We start from the raw sequence: 13090 nt of genomic DNA, 5'->3' as shown, positions 1-13090 counted from the left end.
CTCAGAGAACGCCCGCGCTTCCACGTGGGGCACGGGCCGCCCCATCGGCCACGGTCCTCTGGACTGCCAGCGGTACCCGGCCAGATAGGGCGACCTATGGCGCTGGCTGGCGTGGATCCCGCACGGCCAGGTGCTCACAGCCGCAATGGCCGATCGACCCAAGCTGATGTGCAACGGCCTGCCGCTGTCGGCCTGGTCGCCTGGCGGATCGTCGTACGGCTCAAGTGCCGCGACTGCGGTCGCCGTCCGCCCGCGCCCGACCGGACCGGCCGAAGGTCGCACGCCGGGCGGGCTGGCGGGCGGGCGGCGCGCCGCAGGCGCGGCGCACTTGATCCAGTAAAGACAGTTTCCGCCACGCCGCCCCAGGCTCCGGCTGCGGTCGGGCTGCTGCGCATCGGCGCTGGGGACGAGCAGACCAGCAGCGGCTGCTGACATCCCTGCCGCGGGGAATCCTGACGCTAAGTCAAGTGTCTTTGTGGGGAACTAATGCGGCCGGTTATTCGCTGAAATTGTTAGAGGTGCGTGGGATTATGGAGAGCGGAAAATCGTCACCCGCGCTGGGTGCCGCGTTGCCTCTCGGCAAGCCAAGAAAGGAACTATCCATGCCTCGCATGGTTCACCGCAAGATCAACGACTACATGCTTTGGAGGGTGCCTCGTGTCCGGCATATCCGATGCCGATTCTCAACCCACTCCCGCCCACTTCAGCGATCCGGCCACGCGGTCCGCCGAATTGGAGCAGGAAGCACGCATACGCGCACTGCCGGAGGACATGCGGGATTTGATTCGCCTGGCGAACGATCCCGGGTACCAGCGGTGGCTGGAACAGATGCGGGACATAGGCGGGTGCGCGCACCCTGTCTACCTGTCCGGCTATAGCGTTACCCGTGACGTATCGACGGGGGAAATACTGGTCTCCTACTCGACGACCGATGAGCCCGGGGATCGGCTGGCCGTGCGGTGCGGCAACCGCCGTGCGTCGGTGTGCGAACCGTGCTCGCGACTGCATGCCGGGGATACCTACCACCTGGTGCGCTCGGGCCTGTCCGGGGGTAAGTCCCTGCCAGAACAGGTGCGGGGCCATCCTCGTCTGTTCGTGACCTTGACGGCTCCGTCCTTCGGTCCAGTCCACCGTGCTACCGGCGTGGGCGAGGTGTGCAGGTTCCGGCGCGGTGATCCCGTGTGCGAACACGGCGAACCACTGGGCTGCGACCTGGCTCATTCAGATACCGATGAACTGGTCGGCAAGCCGTTATGCGTTGCTTGCTATGACTACGTGGGGCACGTGCTCTGGCACGCTCATGGTGGACGGCTATGGGATCGCTTCACTACTGCCGTGCGGCGTCACCTGGCGTCGTCTCAGGGCATTCCGCGAAGCGAGCTCGGTGACCACCTGGTGGTGTCGTTCGCCAAGGTTGCCGAATATCAGAAGCGGGCGGCTGTGCACTTTCACGCGGTGGTCCGCATCGATGGTCCCGGAGGCCCTGAGTCTCCTCCGCCGGACTGGGCAGCTGCCGAATTACTCACTGAGGCTGTGCACCAGGCTGCACGGTCTTCCAACGTGGCTGTTCCGGAATCCGACGCCTACGGCCTGGAACGCGTCGGCTGGGGTCAGCAAATCGACGTACGCCCCATCGGGGAATTCGCCGACGGCGGCGGGTTGTCGGATGAGGCGGTCGCTGGATACGTCGCGAAGTACGTCACCAAGGGTGCGGCGGATTCGGCGTCCGGGCTCGATCACCACGTGCACGGCCTGGAAGAGATCCAGCGGGCGGCCGTGAGTAGCCATCTGCGGGCCTTGATGGCTACCTGCTGGCGTCTGGGCGCCCTGCCGGAACTGGAGCCGTTGAGGCTGCGCCTGTGGGCTCACAGCCTCGGTTACCGGGGGCACATCCTCACCAAGTCCCGGCGCTACTCCACCACCTACAGCGCACTACGCGCCGAACGGGCCGACCATAAGCGGCGCTCCGCCGGAGTGGCCGACGACCCGAACGCGGTCAAAGAGTCGTCCTGGCGGTTCGTCGGCTCCGGCCACACTCCCGGCGAAGCACTGATGGCGAGGAGCATCGCCAACGACATCGCCCGAAACCGCGAAGAGGCACGTGCAGCACTGGCCGACTACGGCGGGAGGTGGCCGGACGATGCGGGGTGGGTCTAACCAACTGCTGACACCGGGTCAGGCGGCGGCGTTCCTTGCGGTGCCACTGAGCACGCTCTACAGCAACTGGCGACGCTGGGGCGTCCCTGCGTACCGCGTCGGGAAGCATCTCCGGTTCCGTGAACGGGACTTGGAAGCTTGGTTGAGCAGACAGGTCGTCAGGTAGATGTGTAGAATCTCGGTGCTGAGTCAGTCGACAGGGAGGGAGGCTCAGTCATGGGTGCGATCATCAAGCGCTGCGGCTGCGAGATAACGGCCTGGGACCGGTGCCCGCACCCCTGGGTTGTCCGGTGGCGTGAGCCTGGCGGGCGCTCGGGGCGGCAGCGTGAGAAGTCGTTCGAGTCGGGGGCGGCCGGTAAGAAGGACGCGGGCAAGTGGGAACGGAAGGTCGAGCGCGATAAGGACACGGGGTCGTACATCGACCCCTCGCAGTCCAAGCGGACATTCGCCGACGTCTGGGACGAGTGGCTGAATGCCGGTTCAGATGACGCACAGTTAGCGTTGTCGTCGCGTGCTCAGTACCAGAGCATCTACAAGAACCATTACGCCGAATTCTTCGGTCCGCGCCCCATCGGCTCGATCACCGCAAGTGACATCACGAAGTGGGAAACACTTCAGAAAGAGAAGGGGTACAAGCCGTACGGGATTCATACGCGAAAGGTGGTCCTCGCCTCTCTCTTCAAGTACGCGTGGATCGCGGAGATCATTCCTAGGAACCCGTGCAAAAAGGCGGAAGCGCGCAAACGCAAGACGTCGGCATACCGGCCGATTGATCCGTCGGAGGTTCCAACGACCGGGGAGATCGAGGCCATCTACGACGCGATCAGGCCCTACTACCGCTCGGCCGTGTGGAGCATGGCGGGCTGCGGGTTGCGCGTAGGTGAAGCGCTCGCGATGTGCGAACAGAAGTGGGAGCAGGACACCGGATTCGCCAAGATCAATGCCCAGCTTTCCACGTTCGGCGCCAACGATGGCGCAGGCAGGGGAACGGCGATACGGGAAGAGGTGAAATGGTCCCGGACGGGCCGCAGGGTTCCAGTGCCCGAGATCACTGACGAATCCTGGCGCGCCCACATCGCCACTTACGGCACCTGGGGTGACGAAGGTTGGTTCTACGAATCAGAGACATTCGCCGAACGGTTCCCCTCGCGTACGACGTTCGCCGACAGGTGGAACAACGCGATTGAGAAAGCCGGGCTCGAACATCGGGGCCTTACCCCCAAGTCGCTACGGCACTATTTCGCCTCGGTGGCGATTGCTGCGGGCGTCCCCTTGGCGGAGCTGGCGGTCTGGATGGGGCACGCGAGCAGCAAGACGACAGAGCAGGTCTACGTTCACCTGCTGCCGGGCGCTGAGGAGCGGATCAAGGGTGCGGTGGCGCTGGCGGTCGCTCGCGACCTGTCCGAGTCGCTGAGCCGCATCCGTACCGCGTAGGTGGTGCTGACTCGGGCGGGCGTGCTGAGCTGGTGCTGAGTTGAGGCGCAATGATCAGGAGTATTGCCTGGTGATTGCGCCTCTCGGCTTTAACGTGGAGTTTTACACCGGAGTCGGCGAGACCCTTGAGATGCCGGTCATGCTGGCCCCGGTTCCCAACGCGATCGACTTCTCCAACAAGAAGGTCCTGATCGCGGACGATGTGGCCGACACCGGCAAGACGCTCAAGCTGGTGTACGACTTCTGTCTCGACCATGTGGCCGACGTGCGGTCCGCCGTCATCTACGAGAAGTCGCAGTCGCTGGTCAAGTGCGAGTACGTGTGGAGGCGCACGGACGACTGGATCAACTTCCCGTGGTCGGTTTTGCCTCCATGTCGGAAGTCTGGCACACCGATCACGCCGTCGCCAGAGGCTCTCTGAAACACCTACTCGCCGTAGGTAACTTCGCCAACGCACCCCGAGAACAAGATGTAGGCGGTGCTTACTTCTTCGTAGCGATGGGTCCATTGCCGCATCCTCGGTGACTGCTCGTTCCTGGCATCTTCAGGGTGGTCGAGCAAGGAAGCGACGGCTTTGCGGGCTAGGTCCAAGTGGTTGTGAACCGCCAATGCCGCGTTGATGACCTCTGTTGGGCACAAGGCCATACGTCGTCGAGATAGCTGAGCCAAACAGCCCTGATCGCCTTGGTGAAAATTTCATGTGTCGCCAGTCGGCGATCTCGCAGTGCCTGCACCGCCTCGTCCAAGGCTTCCATCGCCGCGCTGACCTTGGTCCTGAACGCCGCGTAGCTCTCACGCCGTCGCTCCTCGTGCCGGTGCACCCTCTCATGCACGGCTGTCTGGACCACTGTTGTACGTGCCGAACGTGCTGCCAGCACCGCACCGACAGCCGCTCCAGCGGCGCTCGAAAAACCAGCAACAGCAGCGGCCAACACCGCCGCAGCCCCCTGATCCATGACGAGCGATTCTGCCGCACGCATCCCAATGCAGTCACCACCGCCGCTTGCCCCGGGAAGCCGCCAAGGTGCCCCCCTTCAGGGACCACCCTGGGAGCGGCTAAGCGGTCTTAGTCTGCGGCTACTGGGTCGATCAGGGCTAGATGCGCCTTAACCGAGCGGGAGAAGCTGTCGAGGATGGCCTTGCCCTTGGTCGCGCTGGCGAGTGAGGGCTGGCCGATGATCCCGTTGGTTGTGTAGCCAGCCATCCCCACCGTGAGTAGGTGAGGCCGGTTCGGCGCTGAGTGGTCGTCTCCCTCGACACCTTCGCGGACGAGGTGTGGGGCACCGTGTAGTAGGAGAGAGACCTCGAACTCTCCGCCGTGCATGTCCTCCGCGCTGCTGCTCTCCAGTGCTGCGTCCGTGCGTGCCTGGGCGCGGTCTTCATGGGCGGGGAAGAGGGCGACACGGGGACCGGTGGTGTTGATCTCCTGGACGACGTTGGCGAGAACGTAGTTACCGCCGTGCCCGTTGACGATGATCAGCCCGGGGGTGCCGGACGCTTCGAGTGATCGCCAAATGTCGTTGACCATCGCGTAGAGAGTGGCGGCGCTGATGCTCACCGTCCCGGCCATGGGCGCGTGTTCATGAGAACAAGAGACGGTGATCGGCGGCAGGAGGAACAGGCCGTGGTCGTCAGCGATGCGGCGCGCTATCAGACAAGCGATCGCGGTGTCTGTGATCAACGGTAGGTGGTCGCCGTGCTGTTCGAAGCTGCCCACTGGGAGTACGGCGACGGCTGGTCCCCTATGGCGTTCGTCGCCGGAGGTGGCTTGCGTGATCAGAGCGTCCATGATCCCAGCATCCCTCATCATTTCCGCTCTGATCATGATGCGAACCCGTCGCGGATCGACTCAAAGCGTTCATTGAACGTGGCAACTGCGGGCATGTCGCGGCAGTGAGACACCGCTTTGGCGACGGCGGCGAGTTCCGCCATCGTTCGCGCCGACCCGGTGTGCGTGACGATGGTCAGCGCCTTGGTAGCCATCTCGGCTCCGCGTTCTGGCTCGTCGGCTTTGACGTAAGCGCGGGCCAAGCGGGCCAGATACACGCTGCGGTCGTTGCGGTAGACCTGCGGGAACGTGGCGAGTTCCCTCTCGAAGAGGTCAATGGCGCGCATGGGATCGCCCAGGTCGATCCAGCAGTTGGCGCGCTGGATCTCGATGTAGGTAGGGGTGCAGTACGAGGTATCGAGCGTGCCTGTCGCCCCGGACGGGTTGGGCTCCGAAGCAAGGGCGCATGCCTCGTCGAACTTGGCGAGTGCGGCCTTGGGGTTGCGCATAAGGGCGTATCCCTGGGCCTCTTGCTGAACGGCAAGAGCAGTGAGCTGTGGCGTCAGTCCCGGGAGGCGCTGTGCGGCCCGGGCGAGCCCTACCGCCCTTTCGGCGCTCATTCGGGAGGTGGCTTGGTTGCTCTTGCGGAAGAGTAAGTACGACTGCATGTGGTCGTCGGCGGCTTCCTGCGCCCATTCCATCGACCGGTCTGACCAGTAGGCGGCCGTTCGGAAGTCCCCAAGATCCTGGAAGAGCCAGCCCAGGAATTCGGCGACCTGCGCCCCGATGCGCAAGAGCCCTTGGCGCGTGGTCCCGTTGGTGGTCTCCAGCAAGCTCATGACGCTCTGCGCGTAGTGCACAACGGGCGGGATCGTCTGGCGTGCTCCAAAGAAGTTGGCGCCCGTGTAGTGCTGTGGGAGCTGGCGCTCGATGAGAGCGATCAAGAATTCGGGGTCGGTGAGGTCGTCGGCGATCGCCATGGGCTCGGTGGCCTCGGTCGCTGCGGCCGGTGGCATCCATGTGGGCACGACGGCTGATATGGGCAACAGGGGCTGCTGGCCATCGCTTGGCTCCCACTCCCGCGGGGCGAGTCCGAGCAGTCGACCGGGGATACGAAGACCGTCGGCTACGCGCTCGATCACGGTCATGTCCCTCACGACGCGCTGTCCCGCCAACACCTCACCGACCCGGCTCGGTGTCATGTCGCAGCGACGCGCGATCAGCGATGGGTAGATCCCCGCACGGCCCTTGACGAGCTGGAAGATCTTGGAGAAGTCGCGCTGCTGGCAGGCGGCAATCATCTCCGCATCGGTGAGTAACCGTGCTGGAAGCTCTTGCGGTGGTTCGTACTTGGGCATGGATGGCGCTCCGTGGACGGCGGTTCGCACCTTCAATGTGACCTACCTAACGTGATGTTACCCATGGTGGGTAATCACGCTGGACTACTTGCTCCATCTGATGACCACGAGGCTGTTGGCCATGCAGTTGCGACAGATGGACGCCAGGGGAGCACCGGTGTTGCGTAGGTGGTCTCGTCGGCCGCAGTCCGTAGGGCTGGCGCGTACCGAACTGCGCGCGACGCTGGCCGGATGGGGGCTGGAGGAGATCGCCGATACCTCGGTAGTCGTCCTCTCCGAGTTGCTGACGAACGCGGTACGGCATGCCCATGCCGCTCCCGGACGAGAGATCGAAACGCGTTTTCGCCGTACCCAACGCGGCGTACGCATCGAGGTCCACGACGCGTCGGATCGGCGTCCGGAACGGCGCGCGTTGGCCGTGGAAGCGGCGAACGGTAGGGGCCTGATCTTGGTGGCGTCGCTCTCTGACCGATGGGGTGTGGCGCCACGGGACGGCGTAGGAAAGATCGTTTGGGCCGAGGTCAACTTGCCTGAGTTGGAGGGTGGTTCCCAATGGGGCGTGACCGTTCGAAGTCGGCGTTCAGGGTGCGCCGTGGAGATGTCGTGAGCACGAGGAACGGGGAAGAGGAGGTCAAGGCGGTGCGCGATGGCCGTTACGACTCCGGTGGTCCGGTCGTGGTGCTGGTCTTCAAGTCGGGGCGCCGGATGCGGGTCCACGCGGCGGAGCAGGTCAAGGTCGTTCCTGGCGGCAAGGGCGGGCGGTGAGCGTACCCGAGCACGGCTGGATCAGGTCGCGGCTGCGGTTTGCTCAGTGGGCGCTGACCAACGAGAAGTCCAGCGGGCCACCGATCCATGGAACCGAGTGCGTGACCTGCGGGGAGACGTCGCAAGGCGCGGATGACTGGGAGGGGCCTCAGACATGGGCTCTGCGGCACGCGGGACAGACCGGTCATACGTTGTTCCGTGGCACGGTTACCAGCTACTTCCGGGCGTCGATGCTGGAGGTGCTGTGATGGTCGGCTTGCCGTTGGACAGCGGCTGCGTGCTGGTCAGTTGTGAGCTGTGTGGCGGCTTGCTTGCCGGGTCGGCGTTGCGCGCGGAGCGCCACTACCGCCTGGTGGACGAGGGGGACGTGGACGTTCCGGAGGTCGCGACGCGGCTCGTGTGCGCGGATGTCGTCGCGTGCTACGCGCGGGCGCTGCGGCCGGGCGAATGGGAACGGCTGAGCACGTGGGTGCCGATCGTTTGCGAGCCGGAGGACGGGGCGCCGTTGTGGATGTGCCATCTGTGCCATGTGCCTGCGACGGGGGATGCGCTCTCGATCAGTCGTGTGCACGATGAGGACGGCTGGTGGACCGTGATCAACTGCGCGGATGAGTCGGCCTGCGACAGGCGGCAACGCGTCGGCGCGGGCCTGCCCGATCCATTCTGGTGACCTTCCGCGGCGCCAGCGAAAACCGAAGACCCGTGACCGGACCACCCCTGTGCCTGGACAGCTCCCGGGGTGGTCCGGCGGAGATCCGCGAGCGGACCCCGGTGCTGATGGTACCGGGGCGCTCGTCGTGTCCGTTGGCCAACGCACCTGTTCTGCAATGGAGTTGATCTCATTGACGCGGAAGGGATCTGGGCGCATGTGTCGCGCGGATGAGCCGGGCTTCGAGGGTGACGGGTTCGACGTTGACGAGGTGCTGTGGGTGCCCGGCGTTGATTACGTCGCGGGTTGGCGGGCGGCGGCCGATGCGGCGGGGGCTTTGGGGAAGGCGCTTGGGTCGTTGGGCTTGGCGGTGGACGACGTGAAGGCTCAGGCGCACGCGGCTGCGGATGGCTCGGGTGTGGTGCGGTTGCGGTTGCCGGTGGCGGTTGCACGGGAGTTGACCGAGGCGATCCGTGCCGTGGCTGGTGGCGACGAGGGGCGTGCGGCGTCGTGATCGGGGCCCCGGGTGGTCCTGCTCTCGGGTGACGGCGGAATGAGGCTCCGTGCTGCCCCGTGAAGCCTCAGCCATCGACAGTCAGCCACGATGGTGGGTGCTCCGACCGATCGGGCGCGCGTATGCGCGAGCAACCGACCACCGGGACCCGCCACTCTTCCCGTCCCTAAGAGAAGCAGTCACGACCGTTGGCGCCAACGCTGCTTGCCATCGCGGCGAGTTGGCGCCTCAGAGAACGCCCACGCTTCCACGTGGGGCACGGGCCGCCCCGCCAGCCACGGTGCACTGACCTTGCGGTTGCCGGACGGTTCAGCCATGTACTGCATGTGGCCTGCTTCAGCGGTGTGTGTCGTGGTGATCGGTGCTCAAGGTGCTGTGGCCGGGCGGCTGGCCGACCGGACGGGACCGGCGGTCACGCCGCATGCCCGGCCGGGGCGGCAAGGCCGCCCGGCGCGCCCGTGGGCGCGCCCTTGAGTAAGTAGAGACAAGTTTCGACACTTCGGGCATGCACAGCCGCATTGCGGACGGCCATGCCCCGGCGAGTTGCGTGGTCGACCTGTCTGAGTAGCCAGGGGCTCGATGAGGCCGTACATGGGGGCCGCCAGTCCCCGCGATATGCGGCGCCGACCGTGGTCGCCGGGAGACCTGGGGCGGCATGCAGCCTCATGGCACGCCGCCCGCCACTATGAAATTCACGGCACGCTCATGGACTGGACGTGAACGTGCGGCGGTAGTACAGAACAAAGAGAACTATGCCGGGACCATTAAAGCGATGTTCGGCATCCCCGCGCCCGCAACCTCACACTCATCGCAGGATCGAGCGCTCTATAGAGGACGACGCCGAGCAGACAGGCGAAACCACCCGATTAGCGGGTGTCCTAGTAGCTGCGAGAGGGGAGGGCTATAGACGCCGATGTCGGCATCCAGTGTTGGGAAGGCCTGAGGCCAATACCAGGACCAGGCCCCCAGCAGAGTTGTACGTCGCGATATGAGAAGGGAAGAGCGCGTGCGTAAATTCATGATGGCAGCCATCGCCGCAGCGACAGCCGTGGTAGTGGCCGGTGCCCCCGCCTTGGCCGATGCCCAGGACCGAGGTGACTGCTGGAGTAATAGGGCGTGTGGCGGTAAGCGCCTCGGCAATTACCAGCACTGGCACAACTGCAAGAAAGCTGGTGGCAAGAGCTGGGAGTCCACGATCGACGGCACCTGTCGGAGCTAACCGATAGTGCATGCTTTATGTGGGGTGAGGCTGCGGACTTCGGAAGGCCGACTCCTACACCTATGGCTTGCCCTTGAGGGCATGCGCCGCGTTTGGAGTTAGAGACTGGCATCCTGGTCAGCCGCTCGGACGCTACACCAGGAATGCTTTGCTGTCGTTACGCTAACGACGGCCAAATATGTTGGATGATGATTCTCGCTGTTTGTCTCTCCGCTGCACCCAAGCGGATCTCAACTAGGTTAGGCGGTATGCAATGGTGAGGGCAGCAGCTAAGCCAGAGTTCGCGACGGTGAGCCCGAACGGGCAGGGCGCGGACGTGAAGTGGCGGGCTGTGGAAGGAGCGAATCGGTATGCGCTGACGCGCCTGGATGACGATCAAGTGATTGCAGAGGCTGCCACCCCGTCATTCACGATGAGCAAGGACCAGTTCGCCAAGTCTTTCAACGGAACCCCGAGGCTGCATGGCGTGGTGGCATATCAGGATGAAAGGCCAATCGCCTTCGCGGTGGCAAAGCCATTGAAGGATCCAAACGCCCCGGCAGATATGGATAGTTATCTCCTGTCCCTGTCGTCATGGAAGGCTCTCACTCATCAGAGTGACGATCACCGAGGGCCGATCGGAACCCCGAAGGTGAGTGCCGAGAAGGAGGGAAGCGAATGGGTACGGAAAAGTGGGCAAAGTTACAGCCTCACCCGAACGCCGGACAAGATCGTAAGTTTCAATCCCAATGTGGACGCGTTGTGGCCAGGCGCCCTGGTTCAGAGCCGTGGCGCCATCGATCAGGGCGTACTGTCGCCGCTATCAATCCGCGAACGCGCACCACTGAACGTCACGGTCGACGCACTTAACGTGTCTCAGAAAAGCAGTACTGTCCCCGATCCCGACTCAACTAATGTTCTGGACGCCATTAAAGGCATGGTGCGCGGCCAGTCGGGCGGCTCCTCTGCGACTTTCTACGACGTGAGAGACAGTGCCTCCGTCAAGGCAATGGCCTTGGAGATGGGTGTTTCTGGTCACTATCTAGGCTTCGAAGCCCAGGCTAACCTGGATTACAAGAAGAAGTCTGAAGAGAATACTGTGCTAGCCTATTTTGAAGAGCGCGCATTCAGTGCTTTTTGCAGCGCTCCGACAACACCTGCGGGCTGGTTTACGAAGAGATTCACCCAGGGCGAGCTAGATTATCTCGAAAATGCGGGCAGTATCGGTAGGAGTAACCCGCCTCTCTACGTTTCCAGCGTCACCTATGGCCGTGTCCTGATGTTCACGTGCACCTACACCGCATCCGCTCAAGAAATCGTCGCCGCGGTCAAAGCATCCTACGAAGGCGCCGCCGGAGGAGCATCAGGAAACCTTGACGTAAAGTCCTCTGAAATTCTCCGAAACTCCCATGTCCAAGTGGTGACAATTGGTGGTGATCCCGAGAATGCCCGGGCACTCATCAAGAGCGGCAAAGTAGGAGATTACTTTGCAACCCAACCCACACTAGATAAGTACCAGCCTATGTCGTTCGTCCTGCGCCGAGTGGTCGACAACAAACTTGCGCAGATGAGTGAGACATACACCTACACCGAATACCACTACGACAAGCTCGGATTCACTTTCACGCTCGAGCTCCTGAGCATTGACCAGCCGCGAAGCATTATTCTTCGCGAGGGGCTGGCAACAGCAGTATGCAGCGTGGACGGTATCGAGAGTACTGCTCGGTACGAAGAAGAAGCAGGAAGAGCTAAGCTCGTATTCCCTCAAGGAATCGAAGCCACGCGCTCCTTCAGTGCCAATCCCGTTGACCCTGCCAACTCTCCGTTCCAAATCGTATTGGGGACTCAGGGCATCTTCAACTTCGACCCGGTGGAGATCCGCCCGGACCCGACTTGGCTTCTGGGGCGCCGTCAGGTTGACAGGGCACTTCCTGTATCTGTATCCGTCAAAATTGACGGCAAGGTGAATCACTTGCCAGTCACATTTCGATACAGGCTCACCATGACACAGCCGTCCGAAGAGGTCTGGCCTTCCTCAACAACGCCCCCAGCGCAACCCCTCGCAGAATAGGTGACCGGACCGACAAGGGATATCAAGGAGCCTTCGAAACCGCGCGGATGCCGTTCCGCGCCCGCTGGCGAAGTTGTCCGAAGGACAACGCCCAGTCAACGTCTCTCACGCGAAGGTCCGCGCGCTCGGGGAGCAGGCCATGACCACCTTGAAGGGTTGTGCCTTCTGAGTCGGCTCCGATGCAGCACCACCCGGATCACCGACATGGTCAAGGCCGTCCTCACGCTTCACCTCAACACATCAGAGCGAGGTTTAAAAAGGCTCACTGTTTGACGGCACGCAGTGTGCGGGGGCTGTCGGTGGTGATGCGGTAGGCGAGTTGGGTGCGGTCTGCGGCGGCGCGGAGTTCTTCCAGGAGGAGGGGCTTGTGGTCGTTGCCGTGGGTGGTGCGGATGGTTTCGATGATGGGGGTGGCGTCGGGGAGTTCGAGGGTGGCGCGTTCGTCGGGGAGGGGCATGCGGGCGCGGACGGTCTCGGTCCAGGTGAGCTTGTGTCCGGCGGCGGCCAGGAGGGCGTAGATCTGTTCCGGCGGAGTGGCGGGGTTCTCGGCCAGCTCGTTGTGGTCGGCGGCGACGGCCAGCGGGATCAGTACCCGGTGCAGGATGCGTGTACCGGTCACAGGATCGGTGAGCAGCCGGTCCACTGAGAAGAGGTCTTCGCCTTCGTCTAGGCCGAGTGCGGGGCCGGTGGTCTCGGAGGTGGTGGCGCGGGAGACGCTCGGTGCCTCGTTCTGCTGCCAGTCGGTCTGGCCGGTGGTGTAGGTGCCTGCTTTGCGGGTGACGGTGCGCTCGATCGTGAGCGTGGGGGCAGGCAGGCGGCGGACGAAGCTTCCCTTGCCATGTACCACGTCGATGAGCCCTTCCGCGCGCAGGGCGGCGACGGCGTTGCGGACCGTGGGGCGCGAGACGCCGTAGCGCTCGATGAGCTGGGTCTCGGACGGGAGCGGTGATCCGGGCGGGAACTCGCCGGAGGTGATGGCGTCTCGGATGGCGGCTGCTACCTGCTTGTACAGCGGTCCGGGGCGTTCGATGCCGGGCATGGGTTCGGCCTTCCGCTCGTCGCACGCCTTATGTGGGGACGTGCGTTGTCTCGACGTGTCTCGTCACTCGTCAGCATAAGTACTTGCGTTGTGCGGCTTCAAGGGTCCATGCTCGTAACTCGTAAGGACGAGTGACG

12 protein-coding genes and 2 pseudogenes are annotated in these 13090 nt (G+C 63.7%); 11 read left to right on the top strand and 3 right to left on the bottom strand.

The window, feature by feature from the left end:
* The first annotated feature begins 657 nt into the window (after nt 1–657).
* From NON19_RS08120 to NON19_RS08105, 4 genes and pseudogenes are all read left to right on the top strand, one after another.
* A complete protein-coding gene (locus NON19_RS08120; RefSeq protein WP_372514035.1) occupies nt 658–2157 on the top strand; it encodes a replication initiator in 1500 nt (499 codons plus the stop codon).
* On the top strand, nt 2141–2323 hold the full coding sequence (locus NON19_RS08115) for a helix-turn-helix domain-containing protein (protein ID WP_255926003.1): 183 nt from the start codon (nt 2141–2143) through the stop codon (nt 2321–2323). The genes NON19_RS08120 and NON19_RS08115 overlap by 17 nt, the downstream gene beginning before the upstream one ends.
* A 50-nt stretch (nt 2324–2373) precedes the next feature.
* Nucleotides 2374–3591: a tyrosine-type recombinase/integrase gene (locus NON19_RS08110; RefSeq protein WP_255926002.1), complete on the top strand. Its 1218-nt coding sequence runs from the start codon at nt 2374–2376 to the stop codon at nt 3589–3591.
* Between the two features lie 91 nt (nt 3592–3682).
* A pseudogene (locus tag NON19_RS08105) lies at nt 3683–4012 on the top strand (phosphoribosyltransferase); the annotation flags it as partial.
* 645 nt (nt 4013–4657) lie between these two features.
* Here NON19_RS08105 and NON19_RS08100 read toward each other — a convergent pair.
* Together NON19_RS08100 and NON19_RS08095 are read right to left on the bottom strand one after the other, a co-directional pair.
* Nucleotides 4658–5380, bottom strand: coding sequence for a creatininase family protein (locus tag NON19_RS08100; RefSeq protein ID WP_255926001.1), 723 nt, complete (start codon nt 5378–5380; stop codon nt 4658–4660).
* Nucleotides 5381–5412: 32 nt separating this feature from the next.
* Nucleotides 5413–6717, bottom strand: a complete 1305-nt coding sequence (locus tag NON19_RS08095) for a tetratricopeptide repeat protein (RefSeq protein WP_255926000.1) — start codon at nt 6715–6717, stop codon at nt 5413–5415.
* Nucleotides 6718–6805: 88 nt separating this feature from the next.
* On the opposite strand from NON19_RS08095, the gene NON19_RS08090 reads away from it, so the two are divergent.
* The 7 genes and pseudogenes from NON19_RS08090 to NON19_RS08060 all read left to right on the top strand — a co-directional run.
* The gene (locus NON19_RS08090) at nt 6806–7324 is read left to right on the top strand and encodes an ATP-binding protein (protein WP_255925999.1); all 519 of its coding nucleotides are present in this window, start codon (nt 6806–6808) and stop codon (nt 7322–7324) included.
* Nucleotides 7321–7482 carry a hypothetical protein gene (locus NON19_RS08085; RefSeq protein WP_255925998.1) on the top strand — a complete coding sequence of 54 codons (162 nt, stop codon included), beginning with the start codon at nt 7321–7323 and terminating at the stop codon, nt 7480–7482. The genes NON19_RS08090 and NON19_RS08085 overlap by 4 nt, the downstream gene beginning before the upstream one ends.
* Nucleotides 7479–7730 (top strand): DUF7848 domain-containing protein, encoded by a 252-nt coding sequence (locus NON19_RS08080; protein ID WP_255925997.1) that lies wholly within the window; start codon nt 7479–7481, stop codon nt 7728–7730. Before NON19_RS08085 ends, NON19_RS08080 begins: the two co-directional genes overlap by 4 nt.
* Entirely contained in the window at nt 7730–8152 is a 423-nt protein-coding gene (locus NON19_RS08075) for a hypothetical protein (protein ID WP_255925996.1), read from the top strand. Before NON19_RS08080 ends, NON19_RS08075 begins: the two co-directional genes overlap by 1 nt.
* A 196-nt stretch (nt 8153–8348) precedes the next feature.
* Complete coding sequence (locus tag NON19_RS08070; protein ID WP_255925995.1) at nt 8349–8645, top strand: hypothetical protein; 297 nt, start codon at nt 8349–8351, stop codon at nt 8643–8645.
* Between the two features lie 1550 nt (nt 8646–10195).
* Entirely contained in the window at nt 10196–11914 is a 1719-nt protein-coding gene (locus tag NON19_RS08065) for a thiol-activated cytolysin family protein (protein WP_255925994.1), read from the top strand.
* Between the two features lie 11 nt (nt 11915–11925).
* Nucleotides 11926–12187, top strand: a pseudogene (locus tag NON19_RS08060) (transposase family protein); the annotation flags it as partial.
* On the opposite strand, the gene NON19_RS08055 reads toward NON19_RS08060, so the two are convergent.
* Nucleotides 12177–12953 (bottom strand): GntR family transcriptional regulator, encoded by a 777-nt coding sequence (locus tag NON19_RS08055; protein ID WP_255925993.1) that lies wholly within the window; start codon nt 12951–12953, stop codon nt 12177–12179. The pseudogene NON19_RS08060 and the gene NON19_RS08055 sit on opposite strands and share 11 nt — an antisense overlap.
* Nucleotides 12954–13090: the final 137 nt, after the last annotated feature.

Origin of the sequence: Streptantibioticus rubrisoli (assembly GCF_024436055.1) — a bacterium.
Lineage (GTDB): Bacteria > Actinomycetota > Actinomycetes > Streptomycetales > Streptomycetaceae > Streptantibioticus_A > Streptantibioticus_A rubrisoli.
This window is presented reverse-complemented; position numbering and strand designations above follow the sequence as displayed.

What these genes read in the sequence shown, in the direction of transcription:
- NON19_RS08095 (WP_255926000.1), bottom strand. Translation starts at nt 6,717, where the DNA reads ATGCCCAAGTACGAACCACCGCAAGAGCTTCCAGCACGGTTACTCACC.
- NON19_RS08075 (WP_255925996.1), top strand. Translation starts at nt 7,730, where the DNA reads ATGGTCGGCTTGCCGTTGGACAGCGGCTGCGTGCTGGTCAGTTGTGAG.
- NON19_RS08100 (WP_255926001.1), bottom strand. Translation starts at nt 5,380, where the DNA reads ATGGACGCTCTGATCACGCAAGCCACCTCCGGCGACGAACGCCATAGG.
- NON19_RS08055 (WP_255925993.1), bottom strand. Translation starts at nt 12,953, where the DNA reads ATGCCCGGCATCGAACGCCCCGGACCGCTGTACAAGCAGGTAGCAGCC.
- NON19_RS08115 (WP_255926003.1), top strand. Translation starts at nt 2,141, where the DNA reads ATGCGGGGTGGGTCTAACCAACTGCTGACACCGGGTCAGGCGGCGGCG.
- NON19_RS08110 (WP_255926002.1), top strand. Translation starts at nt 2,374, where the DNA reads ATGGGTGCGATCATCAAGCGCTGCGGCTGCGAGATAACGGCCTGGGAC.
- NON19_RS08070 (WP_255925995.1), top strand. Translation starts at nt 8,349, where the DNA reads ATGTGTCGCGCGGATGAGCCGGGCTTCGAGGGTGACGGGTTCGACGTT.